General features: G+C 72.4%; 19 protein-coding genes. 9 read left to right on the top strand and 10 right to left on the bottom strand.

From position 1 onward, the window contains the following. Positions 1 to 37 precede the first annotated feature (37 nt). From tkt to C4T42_RS18615, 3 genes are all read right to left on the bottom strand, one after another. Positions 38 to 2,113 (bottom strand): transketolase, encoded by a 2,076-nt coding sequence (gene tkt, locus C4T42_RS18625; RefSeq protein ID WP_020094175.1) that lies wholly within the window; start codon positions 2,111 to 2,113, stop codon positions 38 to 40. After that, a complete protein-coding gene (locus C4T42_RS18620; protein ID WP_020094176.1) occupies positions 2,110 to 3,999 on the bottom strand; it encodes a glycoside hydrolase family 15 protein in 1,890 nt (629 codons plus the stop codon). Before C4T42_RS18620 ends, tkt begins: the two co-directional genes overlap by 4 nt. Before the next feature lie 108 nt (positions 4,000 to 4,107). Then, positions 4,108 to 4,707: a hypothetical protein gene (locus C4T42_RS18615; protein WP_020094177.1), complete on the bottom strand. Its 600-nt coding sequence runs from the start codon at positions 4,705 to 4,707 to the stop codon at positions 4,108 to 4,110. 221 nt (positions 4,708 to 4,928) lie between these two features. Here C4T42_RS18615 and C4T42_RS18610 point away from each other — a divergent pair, with 221 nt between their 5' ends. The 8 genes from C4T42_RS18610 (at position 4,929) to cysG (ending at position 16,659) form a co-directional block, all read left to right on the top strand. Next, positions 4,929 to 5,516 (top strand): ANTAR domain-containing protein, encoded by a 588-nt coding sequence (locus C4T42_RS18610; RefSeq protein ID WP_026605088.1) that lies wholly within the window; start codon positions 4,929 to 4,931, stop codon positions 5,514 to 5,516. Continuing rightward, a complete protein-coding gene (locus C4T42_RS18605) occupies positions 5,513 to 6,511 on the top strand; it encodes a CmpA/NrtA family ABC transporter substrate-binding protein (protein ID WP_103985602.1) in 999 nt (332 codons plus the stop codon). Before C4T42_RS18610 ends, C4T42_RS18605 begins: the two co-directional genes overlap by 4 nt. Before the next feature lie 127 nt (positions 6,512 to 6,638). Further along, the gene (locus tag C4T42_RS18600) at positions 6,639 to 6,818 is read left to right on the top strand and encodes a hypothetical protein (RefSeq protein WP_020094181.1); all 180 of its coding nucleotides are present in this window, start codon (positions 6,639 to 6,641) and stop codon (positions 6,816 to 6,818) included. A 578-nt stretch (positions 6,819 to 7,396) separates the two neighbouring features. Beyond that, positions 7,397 to 8,650 (top strand): FAD-dependent oxidoreductase, encoded by a 1,254-nt coding sequence (locus C4T42_RS18595; protein WP_244603225.1) that lies wholly within the window; start codon positions 7,397 to 7,399, stop codon positions 8,648 to 8,650. A gap of 10 nt (positions 8,651 to 8,660) precedes the next feature. Further along, positions 8,661 to 10,478 carry a NirA family protein gene (locus C4T42_RS18590; protein ID WP_103985600.1) on the top strand — a complete coding sequence of 606 codons (1,818 nt, stop codon included), beginning with the start codon at positions 8,661 to 8,663 and terminating at the stop codon, positions 10,476 to 10,478. After that, positions 10,475 to 12,079 (top strand): sulfite reductase subunit alpha, encoded by a 1,605-nt coding sequence (locus C4T42_RS18585; RefSeq protein ID WP_091979137.1) that lies wholly within the window; start codon positions 10,475 to 10,477, stop codon positions 12,077 to 12,079. Before C4T42_RS18590 ends, C4T42_RS18585 begins: the two co-directional genes overlap by 4 nt. A gap of 209 nt (positions 12,080 to 12,288) precedes the next feature. Continuing rightward, positions 12,289 to 14,985: a nitrate reductase gene (locus tag C4T42_RS18580; RefSeq protein ID WP_103985599.1), complete on the top strand. Its 2,697-nt coding sequence runs from the start codon at positions 12,289 to 12,291 to the stop codon at positions 14,983 to 14,985. A gap of 201 nt (positions 14,986 to 15,186) precedes the next feature. After that, entirely contained in the window at positions 15,187 to 16,659 is a 1,473-nt protein-coding gene (cysG, locus tag C4T42_RS18575) for a siroheme synthase CysG (RefSeq protein ID WP_020094186.1), read from the top strand. 67 nt (positions 16,660 to 16,726) lie between these two features. On the opposite strand, the gene nudC is transcribed toward cysG, so the two are convergent. The 5 genes from nudC to C4T42_RS18550 all read right to left on the bottom strand — a co-directional run bounded on the left by nudC (position 16,727) and on the right by C4T42_RS18550 (position 20,972). Then, a complete protein-coding gene (nudC, locus tag C4T42_RS18570; RefSeq protein ID WP_103985598.1) occupies positions 16,727 to 17,629 on the bottom strand; it encodes an NAD(+) diphosphatase in 903 nt (300 codons plus the stop codon). A 7-nt stretch (positions 17,630 to 17,636) separates the two neighbouring features. Then, positions 17,637 to 18,056 carry an HIT family protein gene (locus C4T42_RS18565; protein WP_020094188.1) on the bottom strand — a complete coding sequence of 140 codons (420 nt, stop codon included), beginning with the start codon at positions 18,054 to 18,056 and terminating at the stop codon, positions 17,637 to 17,639. A gap of 77 nt (positions 18,057 to 18,133) precedes the next feature. Beyond that, the gene (locus tag C4T42_RS18560; protein ID WP_020094189.1) at positions 18,134 to 18,739 is read right to left on the bottom strand and encodes a hypothetical protein; all 606 of its coding nucleotides are present in this window, start codon (positions 18,737 to 18,739) and stop codon (positions 18,134 to 18,136) included. Between the two features lie 133 nt (positions 18,740 to 18,872). Continuing rightward, positions 18,873 to 19,736, bottom strand: a complete 864-nt coding sequence (locus C4T42_RS18555; RefSeq protein WP_020094190.1) for a universal stress protein — start codon at positions 19,734 to 19,736, stop codon at positions 18,873 to 18,875. Between the two features lie 27 nt (positions 19,737 to 19,763). Continuing rightward, on the bottom strand, positions 19,764 to 20,972 hold the full coding sequence (locus C4T42_RS18550; RefSeq protein WP_020094191.1) for an acyltransferase: 1,209 nt from the start codon (positions 20,970 to 20,972) through the stop codon (positions 19,764 to 19,766). A gap of 262 nt (positions 20,973 to 21,234) precedes the next feature. On the opposite strand from C4T42_RS18550, the gene C4T42_RS18545 reads away from it, so the two are divergent. Continuing rightward, positions 21,235 to 21,936 carry a DUF4142 domain-containing protein gene (locus C4T42_RS18545; RefSeq protein ID WP_020094192.1) on the top strand — a complete coding sequence of 234 codons (702 nt, stop codon included), beginning with the start codon at positions 21,235 to 21,237 and terminating at the stop codon, positions 21,934 to 21,936. A gap of 219 nt (positions 21,937 to 22,155) precedes the next feature. Here the strand turns inward: C4T42_RS18545 and C4T42_RS18540 are convergent, their stop codons facing one another. Both C4T42_RS18540 and C4T42_RS18535 read right to left on the bottom strand, forming a co-directional pair. Then, positions 22,156 to 22,821: a carbonic anhydrase gene (locus C4T42_RS18540; RefSeq protein ID WP_020094193.1), complete on the bottom strand. Its 666-nt coding sequence runs from the start codon at positions 22,819 to 22,821 to the stop codon at positions 22,156 to 22,158. A gap of 44 nt (positions 22,822 to 22,865) precedes the next feature. Continuing rightward, positions 22,866 to 23,381 carry an NUDIX domain-containing protein gene (locus tag C4T42_RS18535; RefSeq protein WP_020094194.1) on the bottom strand — a complete coding sequence of 172 codons (516 nt, stop codon included), beginning with the start codon at positions 23,379 to 23,381 and terminating at the stop codon, positions 22,866 to 22,868. Positions 23,382 to 23,465: the final 84 nt, after the last annotated feature.

The raw sequence follows: 23,465 nt of genomic DNA, 5'->3' as shown, positions 1-23,465 counted from the left end.
CTCCCGCCCGGACCGGGCGGGAGAGCAGGCCCCCGGGCTACTTCTTGTGCTTGGCCACCTGCGCCTTCGCGGCGTCCAGGACCTTCTCGGGGGTAAAACCGAACTTGGTCTGGAGATCCTTGATCGGCGCCGAGGCGCCGAAGGTGTGCATGCCGATGATCGCGCCCTCGGAACCGGCGTAGCGGTCCCAGCCGATGACGCTGCCCTGCTCGACGGCCACCCGGGCCTTGACGGCGGGGGGCAGCACCGAGTCGCGGTAGGCCTCGTCCTGGCGCTCGAACAGGTCCCAGGACGGCATCGACACGACCCGGGCCTTCACCCCCTCGGCCTTCAGGGCCTCGTAGGCACCGACGCAGAGCTGCACCTCGGAGCCCGAGGCGAGCAGGATCACGTCGGGCGTGCCCTCGCTGTCGGCCAGCACGTAGCCGCCCTTGGCGGTGCCGGAGGCGGCCCCGTACTTCGCGCGGTCGAGGGTCGGCAGCGGCTGGCGCGAGAGGGCGAGAACCGCCGGCTGGTTCTTCAGCGTGAAGATCACCCGGTAGGCCTCGGCGACCTCGTTGGCGTCGGCCGGGCGCAGGGTCACGAGGCCCGGGATGCAGCGCAGCGACAGGAGCTGCTCCACCGGCTGGTGGGTCGGCCCGTCCTCGCCCACGCCGATCGAGTCGTGGGTGAAGATGTGGAAGACCGGCAGCTCCATGAGCGAGGCGAGCCGGATCGGCGGGCGCATGTAGTCGGCGAAGACCAGGAAGGTCGCGCCGTAGGCCCGCAGCCCGGAGAGGCCGAGCCCGTTCACGATCGAGCCCATGGCGTGCTCGCGGACGCCGAAATGCAGGTTGCGGCCGCCCGGCGAGAACGGGCCGAACGAGCCCGCGCCCTCGAAGGTCAGGTTCGACTTGTTGGACGGCGCCAGATCGGCCGAGCCGCCGAGCAGGAACGGCACGTGCTGGGCGATGGCGTTCAGCACCTTGCCGGAGGATTCGCGGGTGGCGAGGCCCTTGGCGTCCGGCTCGAAGACGGGGATGTCCTTGTCCCAGCCCTCCGGCAGGCGGCCTTCCAGGAAGGCGTTCAGGTCCTCGGCGTGGGCGGCGTCCGCCTCCTTCGCCTTGGCGAGCAGGCCCTGCCACGAATCGTAGAGGCCGGCGCCGCGCTTGCCGATGCCGTTGCGGAAGTTCTCCTGCACGCCGTCCGGCACGAGGAACTGCGCGTCCTCCGGCCATCCGTAGGCGCGCTTGGCGCCCTTCACCTCGTCCTCGCCGAGCGCGTCCGAGTGGGCCTTGGAGGTGCCCTGCTTCTTCGGGGCGCCGTAGCCGATCACCGACTTGACGATGATGAGCGTCGGGCGGTCGTTGGTGGCCAGGAAGGTCTCGATCGAGCCCGCCAGCGCGTGCACGTCGTTGGCGTCGGCGACGCGCAGCACCTGCCAGCCGTAGGCCAGGAAGCGGGTCGCGACCTCCTCGCCGAAGGCCAGCTCCGTGTGGCCCTCGATGGTGACGGTGTTGTCGTCGTAGATCCAGCAGAGGTTGGCGAGCCGCAGGTGGCCGGCGAGCGAGGCGGCCTCGGAGGCGACGCCCTCCATCAGGTCGCCGTCCGAGCAGACGGCGTAGACGTTGTAGTCGAACAGCGGCAGGTTCGGCCGGTTCAGGTGCTGGCCGAGGAAGCGGCTGCCCATGGCCATGCCGACCGAGTTGGCGACGCCCTGGCCGAGCGGGCCCGTGGTGGTCTCGACGCCGGTGGTGAAGTGGTATTCCGGGTGGCCCGGGGTCCGGCTGTCGAGCTGCCGGAACTTCTTGATGTCCTCCAGCGACACCGCCGGGGCATTGCCGCCGTCGCTCTCGGCGACGCCCGCGAGGTGCAGCAGCCCGTAGAGCAGCATCGAGGCGTGGCCGCAGGACAGCACGAACCGGTCGCGGTTCGGCCAGTGCGGGTGCGCCGGGTCGTAGCGCAGGTAGCGGTTCCACAGCGTGTAGGCGACCGGCGCCAGCGCCATGGGCGCGCCGGCATGGCCCGAATTGGCCTTCTGCACCGCGTCGATCGCGAGCGTCCGGATCGTGTTGATGCTGAGCGTATCGATCTCAGCGAGGGCCGCCTTGGCGGGAGTGTCAGCACCGCTCATGATGTCGCGTCTTCCAGTTCGCCTCGCGCGGTCCGCTTCGCGGCTTCGCGCTGCCGTAGGACGGCGGGAGGAGCTCCGTTGGCCTTACCACCCTGCCGATCCGCCGGCCCTTCGCCGCGCGTATAGCTGAGGAGCGTGTTGACGAGGGCGACGTGGGTGAACGCCTGAGGGAAGTTACCCACAAGACGCTTGGCTTGCACGTCGTATTCCTCGCTGACGAGGCCGAGATCGGTGCAGATGCCGATCAGGCGCTCGATCAGTGCCCCGGCCTCGTCGCGCCGCCCCAGGCCGATGAGGTTGTCCACGTACCAGAAGGTGCAGGGCAGGAAAGCCCCCTCGGAGCCGGTCAGCCCGTCGGTGGTCTGGCCCTCGGTCTCGTAGCGGAGGATGAAGCCGTCCCGCATCAGCCCCTTGCCGATCGCCTCCACGGTGCCGACCACCCGGGGATCGTCCTGCGGGAGGAAGCCCGTATGGGCGATGAGCAGGAGGCTCGCGTCCAGGGCCTTCGCGCCGTAGGACTGGACGAAGCTGTTGAGAGCGGGATCGAAGCCCTTCTCGCAGACTTCGGCGTGGATCTCGTCCTTGACGGCGCGCCAGCGCTCGGCCTGCTCCTGCGTGGCGCCGTTCTCGTGCATCTCGTGCATGCGCAGCGCCCGGTCGAACGCCACCCAGGCCATGACCTTCGAGTGCGTGAAGTGGCGACGCCCGCCGCGCACCTCCCAGATCCCCTCGTCGGGCTCGCGCCACGCGGTCTCCAGGTGGTTCAGGATCGCGAGGCCGACCCGCAGGCCGTCCTTGCTCACCGGCAGGCCGCGGGCATGGGCCTGGTAGAGCGCGTCGAACAGCTCGCCGTAGACGTCGAGCTGGAACTGGCTGGCGGCGGCGTTGCCGATGCGGACGGGCCGCGAGTTCTCGTAGCCCGGCAGCCAGTCCAGCTCGATCTCGGGCAGCAGCCGCTCGCCGGCGATGCCGTAGAGGATGTGCGCCTGCTCGGGATTGCCCGCCACGGCCCGCAGCAGCCAGCCCAGCCAGTCGCGCGCCTCGTCGATGTAGCCGCCGTCCATCAGGGCGATCAGCGTCAGGGTCGAGTCGCGCAGCCAGCAGAACCGGTAATCCCAGTTCCGGATCCCGCCGAGCCCCTCCGGCAGGGAGGCCGTGGGCGCCGCCACGATGCCGCCGGTGGGCTCGTAGATCAGCGCCTTGAGGGTCAGGAGGGAGCGCTGGAGCATCCGGTCCCAGCCCGTGCCGCCGGCGCAGCGCGACGACCATTCGCGCCAGTGCTGGTCGGTGGCCTCGAGGACCTTGCGCGGCTCGATCGGGGGCGGGTCCTCCTCGTGGGAGGGACCGTAGCTCAGGACGAACCGGTGCTTGTCACCGGCATGGACGGTGAACTCGGACACCGTCGTCTGCGCGTCCGATCCCTTGAGATGGACGTCGGTGCGCAGCACGACCTTGTGAGGGCCCGAGACGGCGCGCAGGTCGCCCAGCTCCGAGCGGGAGACCCAGGGCACGGCCGAGCCGTAATCGAACCGGACCGCCATCTCCATCCGCATGGCGACGCGCCCGTGCACGCCCTCGACGAGCCGCACCAGATGGGACCCGTCGCCGACCGGCATGAAATCCGTGACCAGGACCTCGCCCTGCCGCGTGGTGTGGCGGGTTTCCAGCACGAGGCTGCCCGGCCGGTAGGACCAGCGCGTCTCGACGTGCTCGGCCTCGGGGAAGATCTTCCAGAAGCCGTGCGCCTCGGTTCCCAGGAGGCTGGTGAACAGGGCGGCCGCGTCGAAGCGCGGCCAGCACAACCAGTCGACGCTGCCCTGACGGCTGATCAGCGCCGCGCTCCGGCAATCCCCGACGAGCGCGTAATCCTCGATGCGTGCAGCCATCCGGCCCCGGCCCCGGTCCGCGGCCGGCAGTCCGGGCCGTCCGCTGCGACGCACCTAGGACGTCCGGTCACGAGATCCAGAGGTCGGGGTGCCCGCTGCCCGACGCGGTCAGCGCAGGCAGTCGGCCACCGCCAGGGCCACCGTGCCCTGGACCGCCCTCGCGCTGCTGCGCACGAGATTCGCCGCGTCGCCGACGGCCCGCGCGGCCGGAACCAGGGTCTCCACCACCGAGGCCGCGAAGGGCATGGCCTGCGACGGGAGCAGGGCGTCCTCGGCCTCATCGGCCGCCCCGCGGGCGGGCGCCATGGGATCGGTGTTGCTGCGGGGCGTCTCGGGGCAGCGCCGGCCGGGGCAGGCGCGCCGGCCCGCGGCCGCGACGTGGGCGTTCGCCCGTGCGGCCACGGCCGGACGGGCGGGCAGGGACCCCGTCCGCGCGATCACGGCGTCGAGCGGGTACTGCTCGGCGAACGCGATCACGGCGGGCGGGCGGCCCGGCGCCGCGACGGCGGCGATCGGCGCGAAATCCGTGGGTCCGGGAGCGGCGGACACGCCCGCTTCGACCCGGGCGCCGGGCTGTCCGGGCTTCGAGGTCGGGCAGTAGAGCGAGGCCACGCCCAGGATTGCCACGACGGCCAGCGTCGGCAGGAAGGGCATGGACACGCGGCCGTGGGCGGCGGCCGTCAGGGCGGGCTGATCTGGCCTGCGCATCCGAATCACCGATCTCCTTGACCGCCGCGAGGCCTGTACAGTGCGGCCAGCATTGCGGCGGAAGCTGGACCGTTTCTTTGCGCAGCGGTTACTGGTGCCGCAAGGTGGGATTCCGCGGAAACGGGCGCCGCGGGCCCAGCACGGGCACGGGCCTTGCTTAGCTCGCGGCGGCCCGCGCCGGGCCGGCCTCGAGAAGAAGACCCGCCCCGTACCGGGCCACGATGACTGAAACCAATCTCACCGTCGCCGTGATCGACCCGAGCCGCGCCCGCGCGGCCATCCTGGAAGAGGGCCTGCGCGCCGCCGGGATCGGGCGCGTGGTCGTGATTCCCGACACCGCCGACCTCATGGAGCGCGTCGCCGCGCTCAAGCCCGACGTGGTGGTGATCCATCTGGAGAGCCCGAGCCGGGACATCCTGGAGCAGATGTCGGGTGTCTCCCGGCAGGTCGAGCGGCCCGTGGCGATGTTCGTCGACCGCTCGGACTCGACCATGATGCAGGCCGCCGTCGATGCCGGGATCTCCGCCTACGTGGTGGACGGGCTGCGGGCGGAACGGATCAAGTCGATCCTCGACATCGCGATCCTGCGCTTCAACGCCTTCGCGCGCCTCCAGCGCGAGCTGACGGAGGCGCGGGGCGAACTCGCCGACCGCAAGCTGATCGAGCGGGCGAAGGGCATCCTGATGACCATGAAGGGCCTCTCCGAGGACGAGGCGTACAAGCAGCTGCGCCGCAAGGCCATGAACGAGAAGCGCAAGATCGCCGACATCGCCCGGGCGATCGTCACCACCGCGGACCTGCTCGGATGAGGCTCCAGCTCGGCTACGTTCCGCTCTGCGACGCGGCGCCCCTGATCGCGGCCCACGAACTCGGCTTCGCCCGGGCCGAGGGGCTCGACCTCGACCTCACCGCCGAGCCCTCGTGGGCGACGCTGCGCGACCGGCTGGCGCTGGGCCATCTCGACGGCGCGCACATGCTGGCGCCGCTGGCGCTGGCGAGCCGGCTCGCCCTGTCGGGGCCGCCCTCAGACCTGATCGTGCCGCTCCAGCTCAGCACCGACGGCAACGCCGTCACGCTGTCCAACACCCTCTGGGCCGCGATGGACCCGGCCAGCGAGGCCCTGGCGGATGTCGCCCGCGCCTTCGCGGGCGTGGCGGAGGCCCGGCACCGCGCCGGCAGCCCGCTGACCCTCGGCACGGTGCATCCCTTCTCGTGCCACAGCTACCAAGTGCGGCTGTTCGCCGAGGCCGGCGGCCTCGACGCGGCGGCGTTCCGCACCGTCGTGGTCCCGCCGCAGCACTGCGTGGAGGCGCTGGCGCGCGGCCTGGTCGACGGGTTCTGCGCGGGCGCGCCCTGGAACGACGTGGCGGTCGCGGCCGGCCACGGGCGTGTGGCGGTCCACGGCAGCGCCCTCGCGCCGAACGCGCCCGAGAAGGTGCTGGCCGTCTCCGCGCGGCTCGACGGCGCGATCCTGCCGCTGGTGCGGGCGGTCGCCCGGGCCGGACGCTGGTGCGCGGATCCGGAGAACCGGACCGAACTGATCCATCGCCTCGCCCGCCGGACCTATCTCGACCTCGATCCCGCCCTGGTCGGCCGGGCCTTCGGCGATCCGGACCCGTCCGCCGGGCCCGGCACGCGCATCCGCTTCGGCGCGGCGGTCGAGGAGCCGCGCGCCGCGCAGGCCCGGTGGCTGCTGGAGCAGATGCGGGCGTCGCAGCAGGTGCCCGCGCAGTTCGACATCGCGGCGGCGATCGCGACCATCTACAGGGCGGATCTGTACCGGGCGGCGATCGCGAATCTCTGACGATGGCGACACTTCGCGCGGTTCGTCATCGGCGCGCGGAATCGCGGCGAACAGCGGCGGAACGCGGGGCACGCTCGCCCGTTGTGCTTGAGCCATGCCCGGATGCCGCAAACTCGAAACTGGATCGTTGATCTCGCATCCGCGCGGGCGGGTCGAGCTTCGACGCTACGTCACGCGGGGCGGCCGCGTGCCCCGCGCCTGCAACGACAACCGTCGGGCGGGATCGCACCACGCCTGGTACTGGGTCCTGGCCGCCGGCGCGATGCCGACGCTGGGGCTCCTGGCGATGCTGTCGACACTCCTGTAACGGACCGCGACGTCGAGATGGGCGCGTTCCAGGCGCCGGCATTGCGCGCCTGCGATTCTACAACTCGAGAATCGGTGCGACTCGCGGCGATATCGTCGCGAGAACTTACGTAATACGTTCATCATAATCCGAAGCTGCGCGTTGCCGGTCAGCTCATCGGGGCCGACGCGGCGATCGCGTGCGCGCGGTAGCCCCCCGTCGACGCGCCTCCGGAAATTTCCCGACCTTTCTGTCGTTGCCGGAAAGCCCGGTCCGCCCGTGATCGCTTTTGCGACGGGTCGCACAGTTTTTGTGCAGTGCCGAAGCCGCCGCTCAGACGGCCGAAACGTCCCGGCCGCCCCACCGATCCTGCGGGTCCGCGCGGCGCCCGCGGGCCGCGCGGCGTCTGGCACGGAACCTGCAAACCTCCCCCCGTCCGTCAACGGCGACGGACAGCGCCGTCAGCGAGGCCGCTGATCCGGTTCTCCCTGGGGCTGAAGCCTGCCGGGAGACGACCGGCAGCGGCTTTTTCGTGGGCGGTCCGCCAACGACCCTGCACTCGAGGTTCCAGACGCGATCGAGCGATGGCGACATCCCCCATGGACACACGCGGACACGACGCGGGCGCCGGGAACGGCCCGCCGCGCGAGAGGCTGGTCGTCGTCGGCAACGGCATGGCCTCGCTGCGCTTCCTGGAGCGGCTGACCGAGGCCGCGCCCGGCCGCTACGACATCACCTGCATCGGGGCCGAGCCCACGGCCGCCTACAACCGGGTCCTGCTCTCTTCGCTGCTCGGCGGCGAGGTCGACGAGGCGGCCTGCGCCTTCCGGGGCCTCGACTGGTACGCGGATCACGGCATCCGCCTGATCACCGGCGCGCCGGCGACGCGGATCGACCGGGAGAACGGGCTCGTCATCGTGGGCGCGACCCACGTCCTGCCCTTCGACAGGCTGGTCCTCGCGGTCGGCTCCCTGCCGATCCGCCTGCCGAAGCCCGGCATGGACCTTCCGGGCGTCATCACCTTCCGCGACCTCGCCGACGTGGCGGCGATCCGCCGTGCAGCCGTGCAGCACGCGAAGGCGATCGTCATCGGCGGCGGCCTCCTGGGCCTCGAGGCGGCGGTCGGGCTCGCGCGCCTCGGCGTCGAGACCACGCTGCTCCACGTCATGGACCGGCTGATGGAGCGCCAGCTCGATCACCACGCCGCTGGGCTGGTGAAGCGCGCCATGGAGGCGCGGGGCGTGCGCGTCATCCTCAAGGCCGACACCGCCCGGATCGAGGGCGCGTCCCGGGTCGAGCGCCTCGTGCTGGCGGACGGCACCGCGCTCCCGGCCGACCTCATCGTGATGTCGGTGGGCGTGCGCCCCTCGGTGGCGCTGGCGCAGGAAGCGGGGCTGGCGATCGGCCGGGGCATCACGGTCGACGACCGGATGACCACCTCGGACCCGCGGATCTTCGCGCTGGGCGAGTGCGCCGAGCACCGCGGCCAGATCTACGGTTTGGTCGAGCCCGCCTACGAGCACGCCGACACGCTCGCCCGCCACCTCTCGGGCGAGCCGGCCGAGTACCGGGGCACGGCCCTGTCCACGAGCCTGAAGGTTTCGGGCCTGCCGGTCTTCTCGGCCGGGATCGTGGACACGCCCGACGACGCGGAGGCGATCGTGCTCTCCGACCCCGGCGCCGGCCTCTACCGCAAGCTGCTGGTGCGCGGCGGCCGGCTGATCGGCGCGGTGTTCGTCGGCGACATCGCCGAGCAGGGCGCCTGCAAGGGGCTGATCCGCTCCGGCGACCCGATCGAGAACGTGGACGACTTGATGTTCGGGCGCCCCGCGCCCGAGCCCCTGGCTGCTTGAGGAGGCGCGGATGTCCGAGACCACCACCCAGACCGCCGCGGGCGCGTTCGAGGCCGAGCAGAAGCGCTACCTCGAGGGCTTCGCCTCCGGCATCGCCGCCGTCCGCCTGACCGGCGGCCTCGCCGCGGGCGGGGCGGGGGCGGCCGCGCCGCCGGCCGAGCCGACGGGCCCGGACGCGATCCACATCAAGGCGCAGGACCGGACCGTCAAGGACGGCGGCAAGCTCTGCGACCAGGAGAAATGGAAGCGCGCCGAGAACCCGTTCGACGGCCACAACCGCCTCATCCAGGAGGCCGCCTCCGGCAAGCAGCCGAAGCCCGAGGACAATTTCCGCTGGCGCTACCACGGGATGTTCTGGGTGGCGCCGAACCAGGTCTCGTATATGTGCCGGCTGCGGATCCCGAACGGGATCCTGCACCACTGGCAGTTCGCCGGCATCGCCGACCTCGCCGACCAGCACGGCGGCGGCTACGTCCACGTGACCACCCGGGCGAACCTGCAGGTGCGGGAGATCGATCCCGAGCACGCCCAGCCCTTCCTCGACGGGCTCACCGATATCGGCCTCACGGCCCGGGGGGCGGGCGCCGACAACATCCGCAACGTCACCGGCTCCTCGACCGCCGGCATCGACGCCCAGGAGCTTCTGGACACGCGCCCGCTCGCCAAGTCCTGGCACAACTGGATCCTGAACGACCGCTCGCTCTACGGCCTGCCGCGCAAGTTCAACGTCGCCTTCGACGGCAGCGGCGTGATGCCGACCCTGGAGGAGACCAACGACATCGGCTTCCAGGCCGTGGAAGTGCTGGACGGCGCCGCCGTGCCGCCCGGCATCTACATGCGCCTCGTGCTCGGCGGCATCTCGGGCCACCGGGACCTCGCCCGCGATACCGGCATCGTGCTGAAGCCCGAGGACTGCAACGCCGTCGCCGACGCGATCATCCGGGTGTTCATCGAGAACGGCGACCGGACGAACCGCAACAAGAGCCGGATGAAGTACGTCCTCGACGCCTGGGGATTCGACAAGTACCTCGCGGCCGTCGAGGACAAGCTCGGCCGCAAGCTCGACCGGGTCGCGCCGGAGCAGGTCGCGCCGCGGAAGGCCACCGACCGGTTCGCCCATGTCGGCGTCCACGCCCAGAAACAGCCCGGCCTCAACTGGATCGGCGTGGTCCTGCCGGTCGGCAAGATGACCAGCGATCAGGTCCGGGCACTGGCCAAGATCGCCGCCGAGTGCGGCGACGGCCAGATCCGCCTCACCGTCTGGCAGAACTTCATCTTCTCCGGGGTTCCGGACGCGAAGGTCGCCGAGGTTGAGCAGCGGGTGCTCGATCTCGGCCTCACCACCAAGGCGGCGGGCATCCGCTCCGGTCTCGTGGCCTGCACGGGGGCGAAGGGCTGCAAGTTCGCGGCCTCCGACACCAAGGGCCACGCGCTGATCATCGCCGACCACGTCGAGACGGCCCTGCCGAACCTCGACGTGCCGGTGAACGTCCATCTCACCGGCTGCCACCACAGCTGCGCCCAGCACTACATCGGCGATATCGGGCTGATCGGCGCCAAGGTCGTCGTCTCGGAGGAGGGCGACACCGTCGAGGGCTACGACGTCGTGGTCGGCGGCGGTTTCGCCGAGAACCCGAAGATCGGCACCGAGATCTGGAAGGCCGTGAAGGCCGAGGATGCGCCCGCCCGTGTCGAGGCGCTGCTGCGCGCCTACCTCGCCCTCCGCCAGGGCCCCGAGGAGAGCTTCCAGGCCTTCACCAGCCGCACCGGCGCGGAGGCGCTCCGCGACGCCGCCGAGGACCAGCCCGCCCTGAAGGCCGCCGCATGACCCAGCACGTCTCGCCCCCCCTCGTCCTGATCCCCGAGACCGCGCCCTTCAACGAGGACCAGCGCGCCTGGCTCTCGGGCTACTTCGCGGCCCTGCTCGGCCCCGCCGTCGCGGGCGCGACGGCGCTCGCGCCCGGCGAGGGCCCCGCCACGGGGCCGAAACTCGCCGACAACGACGATGCCCCCTGGCACGACCCGTCCGTGCCGATCGCCGACCGGATGGCGATGGCCAAGGACCGGCCCGAACCGCAGAAGCTGATGGCCGCCATGGCCCAGCAGGATTGCGGCCAGTGCGGCTACAACTGCGCCGACTACGCCAACGCCATCTTCCTCAAGAACGAGGCGCGCCTGAACCTTTGCCAGCCCGGCGGCAAAGAGACCCTGCGCATGCTCAAGAAGCTGGACGAGGAGTTCGGCGCCGCCGGCGGCGCCCCGGCGGCGCCGAAGGCGGAGGACGACGTCCCGAAGGCGGCGGCCGATCTCGGCCCGCTCGGCTACTGCCGCGAGAACCCGGTCGAGGCGCTGTTCCTGTCCCGTCGACGCCTCAACGATCCGGGCGGCGAGAAGGAGACGTGGCACATCGAGATCGGGCTCGACGGCACGCCGATCCAGTACGAGGTCGGCGACTCGCTGGGCCTGTTCCCCGCCAACGCCCCCGCACTGGTGGATGCCGTGATCGCGGAACTCGGCGCCCGGCCCGAGCGGGTGATCGGGGAAAGGACCCTGCGCGAGCACCTGCTGATCAACTACGCGCTCGGCGCGGCGCCCGACAATCTGTACCAGCTCCTGTCGCTGCTCACCTCCGGGGCGGCGCGCAAGAAGGCGCAGGCGCTCGCCTCCGGCGAGGATCCGGACGGCGACGCCGCCTATCTCGACGTGCTCGGCGCGCTCCACAAGTTCCCGGGCGCGCGGCCCGACGCCGAGGTCTTCCTGGAGGCCTTGGACGAGTTGCAGCCGCGGCTCTACTCGATCTCGTCCTCGCCCAAGATGGATGTCGGCCGCGTGTCGCTGACCGTGGACGCGGTGCGCTACAACCACCGCTCGCGGCTGCGGCTGGGCGTGGCCTCGACGCACCTCGGTGAGCGCCTTCCGGAGCAGACCCGGGTGAAGGTCTACCTCCAGAAGGCGCACGGCTTCGGCCTGCCGGCCGACCTGTCGAAGGACGTGATCATGTGCGGCCCAGGCACCGGCATCGCGCCGTTCCGGGCCTTCCTGCGCGAGCGCGCCGCCACGCGGGCGCCGGGCCGCAACTGGCTGTTCTACGGCCACCAGCGGCAGGCCTCGGACTTCTTCTACAAGGACGAGCTGAACAGCCTGAAGGACGACAAGGTGCTCACCCGCCTGTCCCTGGCTTGGTCGCGGGACGGGACGGAGAAGACCTACGTCCAGGACCGGATGCGCGAGAACGGCGCCGAGCTGTGGAAGTGGCTCGAGGGCGGCGCGCATTTCTACGTCTGCGGCGACGCCAAGCGCATGGCCAAGGACGTCGAGCGGGCGATCATCGACGTGGCGGCGCAGTTCGGCGGCAAGAGCCCCGAGGACGCGGTGGCCTATCTCGCCGCGCTCAAGAAGGCCGGGCGGTATCAGGCCGACGTGTACTGAACCGCAACTTGCTCTCCTCCCCTGGCGACCCCGGGCTTGCCCGGGATCGCTCGAGCTTGTGGGGAGGAGCCGGAGGTGGGGGTGGCGCAGGACGGGGCTCGGGCGGTGCCTTCTGCACCACCCCCACCCCTAACCCCTCCCCACAGGGGGGAGGGGAACGGCGGCGCGAAGCTTGCTCCCGCTCAGGACGACCCTGCGAGGATTCAGCCATGACCCAGCCAGTGGCGGCGCCGACGGTGCGGACCACCTGCCCCTATTGCGGGGTCGGGTGCGGCGTGCTCGCGACCCCGGACGGGCAGGGCGGCGCCACCATCGCGGGCGATTCCGAGCACCCGGCCAATTTCGGCCGCCTGTGCTCGAAGGGCTCGGCGCTGGGCGAGACCCTGTCGCTCGAGAACCGCCTGCTCCACCCGCAGGTCGACGGCGCCCAGGTCTCGTGGGATGCCGCGCTCGACACGGTCGCGGGCAAGCTCCGCGCGGTGGCGGACGAGCACGGGCCGGACGCGATCGCCTTCTACCTCTCGGGCCAGCTCCTCACCGAGGATTACTACGTCGCCAACAAGCTCGCGAAGGGCTTCATCGGCACGCCGCACGTGGACACCAACTCGCGCCTCTGCATGTCGAGCGCGGTCGCGGCCCACCGCCGGGCCTTCGGCTCCGACACGGTCCCGGGCTGCTACGAGGATCTCGACGAGGCCGACCTGATCGTGCTGGTCGGCTCCAACACCGCGTGGTGCCACCCGGTCCTGTTCCGCCGCATGGCCGACGCCAAGGAGCGCCGCGGCACCAAGTTCGTGGTCATCGACCCGCGCCGGACCCAGACCGCGCAGGAATGCGACCTGTTCCTCGGCATCCGGCCGGGCACCGACACCGCCCTGTTCTCGGGCCTGCTGGTCTACCTGTCGGACAACGGTTTCCGCGACCGCGCCTTCATCGATTCCCACACGGCAGGCCTCGACGGCGCCCTCGACCGCGCCCGCCAGATCGCGCCGGACCTCGCGGCTGTCGCCGCCGTCACCGGCGTGACCGAGGCCGACATCGCGGCCTTCTACGCCCTGTTCGCCGGCACCCGCCGGGTGGTCACGGCCTTCTCGCAGGGGGTGAACCAGTCGGCGCAGGGGACCGACAAGGGCAACAGCATCATCAACTGCCACCTCGTCACCGGCCGGATCGGCGAGACCGGGATGGGGCCGTTCTCGCTGACCGGCCAGCCGAACGCCATGGGCGGGCGCGAGGTCGGGGGGCTCGCCAACATGCTGGCCGCCCACATGCACTTCACCCCCGAGGAGGTGGACCGGGTGCGCCGCTACTGGGGCGCCCCGCGGATCATCACCGGCGAGGGCATGAAGGCGGTGGCGCTGTTCGAGGCCATCGGCCGGGGCAAGATCAAGGCGCTGTGGGTGATGGGCACCAACCCGCTGGTCTCGATGCCGCGGGCCGACGCGATCCGGGACTCGCTCGCCGGCCTCGACCTCTACGTGGTGTCCGAGGCGGTGGCGGATTCCGACACCGCGCGGGGGCGGGCCAAGACCACCGTGCTTCTCCCCGCCCAGGCCTGGGGCGAGAAGGACGGCACGGTCACCAATTCCGAGCGCCGGATCTCGCGCCAGCGCCGCTTCCTCGCGAGCCCCGGCGAGGCCCGGCCGGACTGGGCGGCGCTGGCGGATGTCGGGCGCCGCCTCGGCCACGGGCGGGCCTTCGCGTTCGATTCCGCCGCCGCGATCTTCCGCGAGCATGCCGGGCTCTCGGCCTACGAGAACAACGGCACCCGCGATTTCGACCTCGGCGCGCTCGCGGACATCGGCGACGCCGCCTACGAGGCGGCCCTGCCGGTGCAGTGGCCGATCCCGAAGCGCTCCGGCTTCCGGGGCGCCCCCCAGGGGAAGGCGAGGCTGTTCGGCGACGGCCGGTTCTACACCTTCGACCGGCGCGCCCGCTTCGTCGCGGTGCAGCCGCCGGCCCTCGCGCTCGCGGCCTCTACGGCGTTCCCGCTCATGCTCAACACCGGCCGGGTCCGCGACCACTGGCACACGATGACGCGCACCGGGAAGAGCCAGCGGCTCTCCGCGCACCGGGCCGTGCCGTTCGTCGAGGTCCATCCGGACGACGCGGCGGCCCACGGCCTCGCGGAGGGCGACATCGCCCGGCTCACGACCGCGCACGGCGCGGCCGAGCTGGAGGTGACGGTCACCGACACGGTGGTGCCGGGCAGCCTGTTCATGCCGATGCACTGGGGCGGCGCCTTCGCGTCGCGGGCCCGGGTCGGCGCGCTGGTGCGGGGCATGACCGACCCGGTCTCGGGTCAGCCCGAGCTCAAGGCGACCCCCGCGGCGGTCGAGTCCGTCGGCTACCGCGCCCGCGGCTTCCTGCTGACGCGCCGACAGGTGGCGCTGCCCGAGGGCTGGTGGTGGGCGCGCGCCGCGATCACCGGCGGCTGGGGCGCGCAGTTCGCCACCGCCGACAGCTCCCGCGCCGTGGCGCTGATGGTGCGCGGGCTGATCCAGAGCGAGGCGCTGCCGGGCGGCGAGCTGGCGGAATATGCCGACCACGCCCGCGATCGCTACCGCTGCGCGGTCTACGACGGCGACCGCCTCGTCGCCTGCCTCGCCTACGCCCCCGCCGCCGAGCGGCCGGACTGGGAGGCCGCCAAGGTCCTGTTCGCCGCCGAGGCGCCCGACGCCGCCGAGCGGCGGGCGCTGCTCTCGGGCCGCGCGGCGACCGCCTCGGCGGGTCCGGTGGTCTGCGCCTGTCACGGCGTCGGCGCGGACATTATCGCCGCGACCATCGCCGGAGGCGCCGGCTCCGCGGAGGCGGTGGGCGCCGCCTGCAAGGCCGGGACGAATTGCGGCTCGTGCATACCGGAGATCCGCAAGATGCTGGCCGGGCAGACCGCATGCGCCGCGTGATTTTCTGATACACTCGCCGGCGAGGATGGATCGGCTTCTCCTGTCAGATCACCTCATCCTGAGGTGCCCGCGTCAGCGGTCCTCGAAGAAGAGCTCCAGGGATCGCGGCCGACTGGAGCCTCCTTCGAGGCCTCCGCTCCGGTACCCGAGGATGAGGGGGCAGTCGGGACCGGCCGGATCAGGACGATTCAGGACAGGCCCGTGACCGAGACCCCCCTGCGCGCAGCCCGCGCCCCCCGCGAGACCAAGGCTGCCGGCCTGGAGCCGCTGGCGGTGCTGCCCGTCTTCGTCCCCCTGCGCGGCAAGCGGGTGGTGCTCGCCGGCTCGTCCGGCGGCGCTCCCTGGAAGGTGAAGGTGCTGGCCGCCGCCGGCGCCCATGTCGACGTCTACGCGCCCGAGCCCGGCGAGGAGCTGCGCGCCGTGCCGGGCGAGATCGTCGACGGGCAGGTGGTCCTGCACGAACGCCCCTGGAGCCCGGACGATCTCTGGGGCGCGGCCTTCTGCATCGGCGCGATGGAGGACGAGGCCGAGTGCGTCGCCTTCGTGGCGGCCGCCCGCGGCGCCGGCGCCATCGTCAACGCGGTGGACCGGCCACACCTCTGCGACGTGAAGTTCGGCGCCATCGTCAACCGCTCGCCGCTCGTGGTCGGCATCTCGACCGAGGGCGCGGCCCCGGTCTTCGGGCAGACCGTGCGCGCCCGGATCGAGGCGATGCTGCCCCGCGGGTTCAGTCGCTGGGTCGCGGCCGCCCGCGACTGGCGCGACGGCGTCACGGCCCGCTTCCACGGCTTCGCCGACCGGCGGTTCTTCTGGGAGCGCTTCACCGACCGGGCCTTCGCGGAGCCCGACCGGGCGCCGTCGGACCGGGATCTCGCCGAGCTGCTCGGCGAGACCGAGACCGCTCCGAAGGGCGGCGCCGTGACGCTGGTCGGGGCCGGCCCCGGCGACGCGGAGCTGCTCACGCTCAAGGCGCTGCGGGCGCTGCGCAACGCCGACGTCATCCTCTACGACGACCTCGTCGCACCCGAGATCCTGGACTACGCCCGCCGCGAGGCCCGCACCATGCTGGTGGGCAAGACCGGCCACGGCCCGTCCTGCCGCCAGGACGACATCAACGCGCTGATGGTGCAGCTCGCCCGCTCCGGCAAGCAGGTGGTGCGGTTGAAATCCGGCGACCCGCTGGTCTTCGGCCGGGCCGGCGAGGAGATCGAGGCCTGCCGGGCCGCCGGCATCCCGGTGACCGTGGTGCCGGGCGTCTCGGCCGCGCAGGGTGCGGCGGCGTCCCTCGGCCTGTCCCTGACCCATCGCGACGCCGCGCGCCGGCTCCAGTTCGTCACCGGCCACGACCGCCGCGGGGCGCTGCCGGACGACCTGAACTGGGGCGCTCTCGCCGATCCGAGCGTCACCACGATCGTCTACATGCCGAAGCGGACCCTGCGGGCCTTGCTGGCGCGCGCCGTGGAGGAGGGGCTGGCGCCCACGACGCCGGCGCTGCTGGTGTTCAACGCCACCCGCCCGAACCAGCAGGCCCTGCGCGGCACGGCCGCCGACCTCGCCGACCGGGTCGAGGCGGCGGGCCTCGACGGGCCGGCGCTGCTGATGGTGGGCGAGGCCTTCTCGGAGATGCGTGGCGCGCTGCCGGCCCAGGCGGAGCAGGCCCGCGTCGCGGTCTGAGGCCGATGACGCGGGCGCGGCGGGGGAGCTGCAGATCAGCGGCTCCGGCGCGTCCGGCTGATCCGGATCAGGTCTCGCCGGCCACGAAGGCGCGCATCAGGTAGTTGGCAATCGCCATGGGCGGCGGCGCCAGGATCCCCTCGGGATGCGTTCCCGCCAGCAAGGCCGCGACGTCGGCCCGGCTGAACCAGCGCGCATCCTCCAGCTCGCTGGGATCGGTCACGATAACCTCGTCGAGCGCCTCGGCGGCGCAGCCCATCATCAGCGACGACGGGAACGGCCAGGGCTGCGACGTCCGGTAGGTGACGGCGCCGACGCGGATCTGCGTCTCCTCGAACACCTCGCGGCGCACCGCGTCCTCGATCGTCTCGCCGGGCTCCAGGAAGCCCGCGAGGCAGGAATACATGTGCGGGCGGAAATGCGGACCCCGGCCGAGCAGGCAGGTGTCGCCCCGGCGCACCAGCATGATCACCACCGGATCGACCCGGGGGAAATGGTGGGCGCTGCAACTCGGGCATTCCCGGCGGAAGCCGCCGGCCTTCGAGACGGTGGCGGTGCCGCAATTGGCGCAGAAACCGTGGCGGGCGTGCCAGTCGAGCATGGACTTGGCCACGGCGAGCAGGCCGAGCTCCTCGGCCTCCACGGCGGAGTCGGTGGCGATCGACCTCAGGTCGAGGGTACGGGTCGGCCCCTCGGAGAAGCGCTCCGCGGCCTCGGCCGGCGCGGCGGCGGCGAAGACGGGCTGCCCGTCCCGGTGCCCGAGGAAGATGCGCGTCCCGCCCGCGAGGTCCGCCGCCTCCGCGACCGCGATCAGCGCGGTCTCCCCGCGTAGCACGATCCGGTCGCCGCAGATCAGCACGAGGCGGGCCTCGGGCGTGTCGAAGGCGGGCACCGCCTCCTCGGGCTGCTCGGCCGAGTGCCGGTCGAGGCGGTTTCGGACGAAGCCGAGGGTGTCGCGGGGATCGGTCATGCGAGGGTCAGGCCGCGGAGAAGAGGGCGCCGGCGCGCTCGAGGAGCTGGGCGCGGGCGTGGGGCGGGTAGGGCTTGCGGGTCTCGAACCCCCAGACCGGCCCCGGCCAGGCGGGATCCGACCGGAAGCGGCCGACCACGTGGACGTGGAGCTGCGACACCACGTTGCCCAGGGCGCCGACATTCACCTTGTCGGGCTTGGATAGGGCCTGCATCACCCCCGTGGTGAGGCGGATCTCCTTCCAGAGCGCCGCGGCATCGGTCTCGGAGAGGTCGGTGATCTCGGTGAGGTTCGGGCGGCGCGGCACTAGGATCAGCCACGGGAACCGGGCATCGTCCATCAGCAGCACGCGGCACAGGGCGAGGTCGCCCACTTCGGCGGTGTCAGCCGACAGGCGCGGGTCGAGGGTGAAGGCGGGCTCGGTCATCGCCGACCGGTGTAGCGCAGCTTCCGCGTCGGCGCGCGGGTTTGCTGCGCCGTCGGTGACGCAGCGGCCCGATCGGCTCAGAGACCCGGCACGACGCCCTGGCGGCCCACCGCGATCGTCCCCGCCATCAGCCCGCCGTCCTCGTCCGGGCGCGCGAAGATCGTCACGGCGGCGCCCCGCTGGAGCATCGCCTTCTCACCAGGCGAGAACTGCGTCACCGGCGTGTCGTCGGGGATCGCGAAGGACGATTGGCCGCCGTTATAGGCGAGGGTCAGACGCATCGGCGCGCCCCGCTGCACGTCGGCCACCCAGCCGGCGGTGAGGCGCGCGCCCTGCGCGGTGTCCCAGGTCTGGCTGCCGGCCTCGAACCCGCGCTCGGACGGAGAGTACAGGGTCACGGCGGTCGCCTGCCGCGGCTCGGAATCGGACGCACCGAGGACGCTGACGTAGCTCTCCGGCTTGATCGCCCGCAGGCTGGCGCCGTTCACCGCGTAGATGCGGGTCCGGGGGCCCATCCGCACGGCCAGGGTGCTGCCGCTGGTGCGGCGGATCTCCACGCGCTCCGAATCGGCCTGGACCACGGTGCCGCGGAACCGGACGGTCGCCGGCTCAGCGCGTGCGGCGGGGATGGTCGCGATCGCCAGAAGGCCGGCGAGGAAGAGACGTCTGACGGGGCTCTTCACGGGGCTCCTTTCCGAGCGTGTGGACAATGGGCGTGCCGTCCGGCCGCGGGACCCGAACGCTGGTCACCGGGCAGGGTTCCCGGCGCCGAAGGACATGCGGTGCCGCAATCCGTCGGCCGGGCTCGCGGAGCGCTCAATGCGCCATCAGCACCGGCATGTCGGCGTGGGCGAGAACGTGGCTGGTGACGCCGCCGAAGATCATCTGGCGCAGGCGGCTCTGGGTGTAGGCGCCCTTGATGAGAAGATCGCAGCCGAACGCCTTCGCCTCCGCCAGAAAGGTCTCGCCGGGCACGCGCCGGCCGGCCGGCAGGGCCCGGTGCGACGCGTCCACACCCTCGCAGGCCAGGGCCTGGGCGAGATCCTGCGCGGTCGGGCCCGGCACCATGCCGCCCTCGACGCTGAGCACGAGCACCCGCTCGGCCCGCCGCAGGAACGGCATCGCGAAAGCCACCGCCCGGGCGGTCTCGGTCGACCCGTTCCAGGCGATGACCACGGCGTCACCGAGGCTGGCCGGTGCCGTAGGCGGCGCCAGCAGGATCGGGCGGCCGCTCTCGAACAGGGCCGTCTCGAACGTGGTCATGCGCGGGGCGTTGTCGGTGGTGCCGGGACGCCCGACCACCGTTGCCGAGAACAGCCGCGCGTACTGCCCGAGGAACGCGTCGCCGGTGGGGACGTCCTGTCGCCAGCGGTAGCGCGGTCCGGCATCCGGCACCCGGTCCGGTATGCAGAGCCCGTCGCGGGCGTGCCGCGGGATGCCGGCGCCGTCCATGAAGGCCACGAAGCGGCCGCCCGCCTCCTCGGCCTCGGCCCGGTCGGCCTCCTCGTCGCGCAGCCACGTCATGCCGCCGACCATGTCGACCGGCACGTACTCGGCCAGCGCCGGGCGCAGAGACACGCCCTCGATCAGACTGCCGAAGCGCGTGGCCGCCAGCCGGGTCGTCTCGAAGACGGAGGGCAGGGCGTCGTGCATCGCGACGGGAACGAGCAGGGTCTTCATGCTGGCCTTCTCCTCGGGCAGGCGAGGCTAATCCTCCCGGCCGCGCGGTGGAACCGGGGCCGGCACGGCGCGCACACGGTTTTGCGGCGCGCCCGGATCGAGCCGCCTCCGGAGGGCCCGGGTCAGGGGCCGCTCGACGAGGCGGTGGACCACGAGCGCGGCCGCGGCGCTGCCCGCGAGCATCAGCGCCATGCCGGCCCAGGGATGCAGGGCGGGGGCAAGGCCGAGCCGGAGCAGCGCCTCGCGCACGAGGCGCAGCGCGAACGGGTGCACGAGGTAGAGGGCGTAGGACGCGTCGCCGAGCGCGACGAGCCCGCGCACGGGGGACGGCAGCCGCGCGACCGCGGCCGCGTCGCGGGGTGGCCCGAGGGCGGCCGCCACCAGCAGGACGGCCGGCCCGCCGACGAGGAGCGGGCGCAGGAACCCGTCGGCCTCGCCGAGACCCGCGAGCACCCGCGCGGCCAGGATCAGCCCCAGCACGCCCAGCACCGCGAGCCCGACCCGCAGGGGGAGGGCCGGCCGGAACCCCGCGCCCCAGGCGAGGGCGAGACCGGCGCCGGCGGCGAATTCGAGTACGATCGGATCCGACCAGAAGCGCAGCGGCACCGGCAGGCCCGGCACGAGGGCGCCGACCGCCACGAGGACGGCCAAGCTCCCGCACAGCCACGCGACGGCGCCGCGCCGCCCGAAGCCGAGACCCGCGGCGAAGAGTGCGTAGAAGGCCGCCTCGTAGTTCAGGGTCCAGCCGAGGCCGTAGAGCGGCTGGACGGTGCCGTCGGGGCGGGCCGCCGGCCAGAACAGGAAGCTCGCCGCGAGGGCGACCGGGTCGCGCACCAGCGCGGCGGCCTCGCCCAGAAGGTCCGGCCGCGCGAGCGCCAGGACGAGGTAGAGCAGGCTCACCAGCCAGTAGAGGGGCACCACCCGGGCGACCCGGTGGGCGAGGAAGCGGGCGCGGCCGCCCGACCGGCCCGCGAGCCGGCCGCCGGCATGGACGATGACGAAGCCGGAGATCACGAAGAACAGGTCGACTCCGCCCCACCAGGGCAGCAGCGTCGCGGGATCGAGCGCCGGGCCGGCGCCCCGGTCAGCGAGGAGGCCCGCCTCGTGCCGCGCGTGATGCCATGCCACCATGAGGGCGGCGGCGGCGCGGAGGATCTGGACGGCGACGACGATCACGGGCTGCCCGCGCGCGTCGCGCTTCGAGCCCTGCCCGGAGGTGCGGCCGGAAGGACCCACCCGCCGAGGCCACCGTCCCGGACGAGCGCGATCGGCATCCTGCGGGATCCACCGAGAGGGCACGCGCGCCGGATTAGATCCGCTCGGGAACCGTATTGTCCGATGCGAAAACGGCAGGAACCATAAGCCGATAGCCTCGTTGACGGACCAATTCGCGAACCCGCCGGCTCCGAGTTGCCTGCGACGTCGTCTGCCGAGGCGTCCGTGCTGCACATGCGGCGTCCTTCCGCGGTTCGCGTGCCCATCTCGAACAGAGGTCCCGATGCTGAAGAACTACGCTGCCGCGTCCGCGCTCGTCCTGGCGCTGTCGACCCCGGCCATGGCCCAGAGCGCCAACGACTTCCGCATGCAGTCGATGCAGGCGAACGCCTTCGAGATCCAGTCCTCGCAGATCGCCCTGTCCAAGTCGCGCAACCCGCGCATCCGCTCCTACGCCCAGGAGGTGCTCCGTGACCACCGCGCCGCCAACGTCGCCCTGGCCGGCGGCCAGATGAACGGCGTCGCCGGCGATCCGGGCCTCGGTGGCCTGGTCACCGCCCCGATCGCGGTGGCGGGCAGCGCCGTGGGCGCCGGCGTCGGCGCGGCGACCGGCGTGGTCGGCGGCACCCTGGCGGGCGGCCCGGTCGGCGGCCTCGAGGGCGCGGGTGCCGGCGCGGCGCGCGGCGCCGCCGCGGGTGGCCAGATCGGCCGCGGCGACGTGATGGCGACCGGCGCCTCGACGATCGTTCCGCCGAACCCGGAGCAGCAGGCGATGCTGGCCCAGCTCTCGGCCGCCCCGGCCGGCGCCCGCTTCGACCGCCTGTACGCGTCGCAGCAGATCCAGGCCCATCAGATGACCATCGCGATGACCCAGGCCTACGCTCAGGGCGGCCCGAACCCGGCCCTGCGCAACTACGCCCAGCAGGCCCTGCCGGCCCTGCAGATGCACCTGCAGCAGGCCGAGCGTCTCCCGGGCGCCATGTAAGCGGCACGGACTTCGACGGCCCGGCCTCGGCCGGGCCGAACGAGAAGGCGGCGGGCGCGAGCCCGCCGCCTTTCTCATGTCGATGGCTGTTCGAGCCAGGATGATCGCCGGCCGACCGCGGCGAACGACCTTCGCGGACGCGCCGCGCCGGCGCGTCCCAGCATCATCGGATCCGGGACCGGCCGACCGGTCCCGAATCTCAGCGCCCGCGCCGTGCGCTCACTCGCACGCGATGGCGGCGACGGAACGGACCGACTGGCCGGTCGTGTCGATCGGCGGCTTGAACTCGCCGGACTGCGGATCGCGCACCAGCAGGGAGCCGCTGGCCACGCCGAAATGCGCGCCGTGGATCTCGAGGCGGCCGTCGTCGACCCGCTCCTTCACGAACGGGAAGGTCAGCAGGTTCTCCATGCTCTGGACGACCACGGCATGTTCCAGCTTGGTCAGGTAGTTCGGCGCGGCGGGATCGCCGGCCTTGTCCTCGGCCTGACCCACGAGCGAGACCCACTTGCCGATGAAGTCGCCGGGCGAGAGCGGCTTCGCCTTGTTGGCCCAGGCCTTGATGCCGCCGCAGGTGGCATGCCCGAGGACGACGATGTGCTTCACCTCCAGGGCCTGGACGGCGAATTCCAGGGCCGCCGAGGTGCCGTGATACTGGCCGTCCGGCTGGTAGACCGGCACGAGGTTGGCGACGTTGCGGATCGTGAACAGCTCGCCCGGGCCGGCATTGAAGATCGCGCTGGGCGAGACCCGGCTGTCGCAGCAGCTGATGACAAGGATCTCCGGATTCTGCGTCGAGGCGAGCTGCGCGAAGCGCCGACGCTCGGTCGGGAAGCGGTCGAGGAGGAAGGACCGGTAGCCTTCGGTCAGGTAGACGGGGAACATAAAGTCGTCTCCAGTTAGACAAATCCGCGACAGCGGGAGTGAAATCAAAGTCCTCGCCAAGCAAGAACGCGCGGCTGGGCCGGAATAGTCCCGCGCGCGAGGTCCGACGCCAGATCCGCGAGACCGGCCGGCTCGACGTGCTCACCGCTAGCGCGCAACTCGTCGAGCGGCCACCAGCGCGTCCCGATCAGCGGGTTGTCCTCGGTCTCGGCGAGCCGGCTCGTGTCGACCCGGTCGTCGGGCAGGCGGACGAGGAAGTAGCGCTCCCGGGCGTCCCGTGCCTGACGGAACAGGTGGAACGGGCCGTCGCAGGCCGCGACCTGCGGGCCGATCGCGGCGTCGCCCCGGCCGATCTCCTCCTCGAGTTCCCGCCGGCAGGCGGTGACGTGGTCCTCGCCGGGCTCAAGGCCGCCGCCGGGCATGAACCAGAACCGGAGCGGCGCCCCGTCCGGCCCCCTCGCGTGGACCGACGTGTAGGCGATGAGCAGGATCCGGTCCCGCGGATCGAGGACGATCGCGCGGGCGATGTGTCGGACGGGCAGGGGGTTCGCGGCGCTCATGCAGCCAGAGCTAGAGCGCGCGTCGGGGACGGACACCGGCCGCGCGCGCGCCTGCGTGCAAAACAGCACGTTGCGGTCGCCGAC

Source organism: Methylobacterium sp. 190mf, assembly GCF_900107945.1.
Lineage (GTDB): Bacteria > Pseudomonadota > Alphaproteobacteria > Rhizobiales > Beijerinckiaceae > Methylobacterium.
This window is presented reverse-complemented; position numbering and strand designations above follow the sequence as displayed.